The organism is Microcystis sp. LE19-41.2A, assembly GCF_027530405.1.
Classification (GTDB): domain Bacteria; phylum Cyanobacteriota; class Cyanobacteriia; order Cyanobacteriales; family Microcystaceae; genus Microcystis; species Microcystis aeruginosa.
Window position 1 is genome coordinate 1 of record NZ_JAPZQJ010000066.1, and the last position, 3,329, is coordinate 3,329.

Annotated in this window: 4 protein-coding genes; 1 reads left to right on the forward strand and 3 read right to left on the reverse strand. The window is 40.1% G+C overall.

The genetic code is table 11. The features are described 5' to 3' along the window. Positions 1 to 201 precede the first annotated feature (201 nt). From O9290_RS02905 to O9290_RS02915, 3 genes are all read right to left on the reverse strand, one after another. The gene (locus O9290_RS02905) at positions 202 to 957 is read right to left on the reverse strand and encodes an ABC transporter ATP-binding protein (RefSeq protein ID WP_002771944.1); all 756 of its coding nucleotides are present in this window, start codon (positions 955 to 957) and stop codon (positions 202 to 204) included. Continuing rightward, positions 958 to 1,761: an ABC transporter permease gene (locus O9290_RS02910; RefSeq protein WP_288086687.1), complete on the reverse strand. Its 804-nt coding sequence runs from the start codon at positions 1,759 to 1,761 to the stop codon at positions 958 to 960. A gap of 370 nt (positions 1,762 to 2,131) precedes the next feature. Further along, positions 2,132 to 3,007, reverse strand: a complete 876-nt coding sequence (locus tag O9290_RS02915) for an ABC transporter ATP-binding protein (protein WP_288054918.1) — start codon at positions 3,005 to 3,007, stop codon at positions 2,132 to 2,134. 73 nt (positions 3,008 to 3,080) lie between these two features. Here O9290_RS02915 and O9290_RS02920 point away from each other — a divergent pair. Then, positions 3,081 to 3,329 (forward strand): helix-turn-helix domain-containing protein (locus O9290_RS02920; RefSeq protein WP_502846438.1); only part of this gene is annotated, 249 nt, incomplete at its 3' end.

Sequence of the window (3,329 nt, forward strand, 5' to 3'; positions counted from 1 at the left end):
ATGTACTACAAGAAGGATAATGCAAGGTTTTTGAACGTCCCAATCCTATTTTCTTGCACTAACATCGGACTTTAACAGGTCAAAAGCTTTATTTTAAAAGGGTTTTACCATTATTCAGCAAACCCTAATTATAACCAGCTACTTAAGTAAAACGTAGATACATTATTACTATCTAACAATTAATTGAGATTACCTACTTAATTAAAAATTAACTTCGTTTTGATGCACGGAATCCAAATAAAACTTGATTACATCTTCTGATGTACCCTGACATTGTAACTGGCCTTTATTTAGCCAAATTGCTTGGTCACAGGACTCTTGAATTAAAGTCAAATCGTGGGAAACTACTAAAATAGTAGCGTTAGAATTCCAGAATTTTTTTAAACGTCGTTTACACTTATTTTTAAAACTTTCATCCCCGACGGAAAGGACTTCATCGAGAATAAGAATATCGGGGTGAACCTCCGTGGCGATCGCAAATCCTAAACGAGCCACCATCCCGGAAGAAAGAGATTTCACCGGCGCTCCCATATATTCTTCTAACTCAGCAAAGTCAAGGATATCTTTGGTTTTTTCCTTCATTTCCTGACGGGAAAATCCCAGCATTACCCCATAGAGAATAATATTATCTTTTACTGGTAAATCTGGATCAAAACCCGCTCCTAATTCAATTAGAGAGGCAATTTGTCCCCTGACTCTCACCTGTCCCTTTGTCGGTTCCAGAATACCACAAATAACTTTTAAGAGAGTAGATTTTCCTGCGCCATTAGCTCCAATGATACCTAATTTTGCTCCAGAATTAATGACTAAATCTATATCATCTAGAACTAATTTTTTGGCCGGTTGACGATATTTACCTTCAAGAATAGAGAAGATTGTCCTTTTTAGATCGTAGGAGAATTCTTCTTGAGTACGTCTTTCGAGAGACACTTGATCGAGTCGAATTACTTCTGTCATTTATAATAAATCCATAAATAAATGTCGCCAGAGTCGGAAGCAAGTCCAACCAATTCCTAAGATGATGATCCCACCGAGTAGAGATTGAAAAATCAAACCAAAATCCGGTAATCCGGGGGAAAGGGACAATTGGCGAATACTTTCGATTACTGGCAATAATGGGTTTAATAGGAGGAATGGTTGTACGGAGGGAGGAATAATTTCCGGGGGATAAAAAATCGGGCTGCTAATCCAAGCGACAAAACAAACAATTTCGTAAAAATAGGGTAAGTCTCTGAAGAAAACGTAGAGGGTACTGACAAAGAAACCCACTCCCGTGCAAACCAGAGAAAGACCGATCAAAGGAAAAATCAGAGCAATTACATTAATTAAACTTTGAGATTTCCAGAGAGTTACTATAGCCAAAAGGGGAAAGATACTAATAGCAAATTGAAAAATATTTGCCACTACCATCGAAAGGGGAAAGATGCTAACCGGCAGACGAATTTTATTTAAAATACTGCCATTACTAACGATACTAGGTAAAGCTTGGTTAGTGGAAGCATTAAAAAAATTTATTACTACTAAACCAGTGAAAGCCGCTAGGACATAGTTAACTATAGAATTATCAAAATAAGAGGCGAAAACCGTGCCGAAAATTGCCGTGTATAGTGCAGTCATAATCAGGGGATTTAACAAGGACCAGTAAACCCCCAGAAAAGAACCCCGATAGCGTCCCTTGAGATTACGTTCCACTAAAACACTAAGCAACTCGTAATATCGCCGCGCTGTTGACCATCTAGTTTTTGTCTGGAGATCGGTCATAGGGATAATTGTCATCTTGTCAGTATTCAGTGCTTCATTCTAAACGATTACCGTCAATTTTGTCTATCGATCGAGAGGGGAATCTAGTTTTTATCCAGTTCCCGATGACTCTCCCTCTCGGGAAAAAGTTCCCTTCCTAGGCCATTTATCTGGCTCAAAAAGCTTAAAAACCGCTAAAAGCCTCTTTTTTTAGGTTTGAACTCGGTTTTTAGGGACAGCCTCAGCTAATTGACCTAGACTCTAGCAGGTTTGCCAATAAAATAGACATCAGATAAAAGCCAAGAAACGCCGATTTAAACACAGTTAATCTCAGAAAAACCGGAGTCAAAGACCGATAACTGAACAACTTCCTAACAGCCAAACCAAGAATTTAATCTAATTGATGTCCCGTCAGTTCCACAAATATATCTTCGAGGTTGGAAGGGCGGCACATTACTCCAGTTTTATCGCTCAAACTGTCAAGATAGGCATTGGCATCGGCCACGGTGGGGAAGAATTTATAATCGATTTTATCGCCAACTTGTTTGATAACTAACCCTTCGCCATACTTAGTGCGAAAATCCGTTATAGTTCCTAATTCGATTAATTTGCCTGCGTCCATAATGCCAATTCTGCCCAGTTTTCCTGTGCCGTTATCCTGACAGAGAAATTCCACTTCTTCCATGTAGTGAGTGGTTAATAAAATTGTCATTCCTTGCTGGTTTAAATCGCGAATTACTTCCCACAAACGACGACGATTTTGGGGATCTAAACCGACAGTCGGTTCATCGAGAAAGAGGATTTTTGGTTCGTGAAGAAGAGCGCGAGCAATCTGTAAACGTCGTTTCATCCCTCCGGAAAGAGTTTTAGCAAGGGCAGATTTTCGATCGCTTAAACTGACATAATCTAAATAGCGATCGATTAATTCCTGTCTCTGGGGATTGGGGATATGGTGCATCCGGCCGTGAAATTCCAGATTTTCCCAGACGGTTAATTCCCCATCAACGCTAATCTGTTGTAAGACTACCCCTATATTTTTCTTCACCTGATCGCGGTATTTTTTCACATCATACCCCGCCACTTCGATTTCTCCTTGACTCGCTTCGGTTAGGGTGATAATCATGCGGATTGTCGTCGATTTTCCCGCACCGTTGGGACCGAGTAAACCAAAGATTTCCCCTTTTTCGATGGTAAAGGAAAGCTCGTTAACTACTGGGAGATTGTTATAGATTTTAGAAACGCGATCGAGAGCAATAGCGGAGGTCATCGAAAATTTGGGTCTGAAACCCCGTCGTTCTACGACGGCTTTACCGTTAAATATTAGCGCATTTACACGATATATGCTAGAATGCGAGATATGGAAAAGCTATCGCTACCGATTTTACCCAACACCAGAACAAGAGTCGCTATTGCGGCGCACTTTGGGCTGTGTAAGATTAGTTTACAACAAAGCTCTCCACGAACGAACACAAGCTTGGTACGAAAAGCAAGAAAGAGTAGGCTACGCTCAAACTTCTTCAATGTTGACCGATTGGAAAAAGCAAGAAGAATTAGACTTTCTCAATGAAGTAAGCTGTGTACCCTTACAA

Excerpts from the sequence above, each read along its gene's own strand:
- O9290_RS02905 (WP_002771944.1), bottom strand. The coding sequence starts at position 957 with ATGACAGAAGTAATTCGACTCGATCAAGTGTCTCTCGAAAGACGTACT.
- O9290_RS02910 (WP_288086687.1), bottom strand. The coding sequence starts at position 1,761 with ATGACCGATCTCCAGACAAAAACTAGATGGTCAACAGCGCGGCGATAT.
- O9290_RS02915 (WP_288054918.1), bottom strand. The coding sequence starts at position 3,007 with ATGACCTCCGCTATTGCTCTCGATCGCGTTTCTAAAATCTATAACAAT.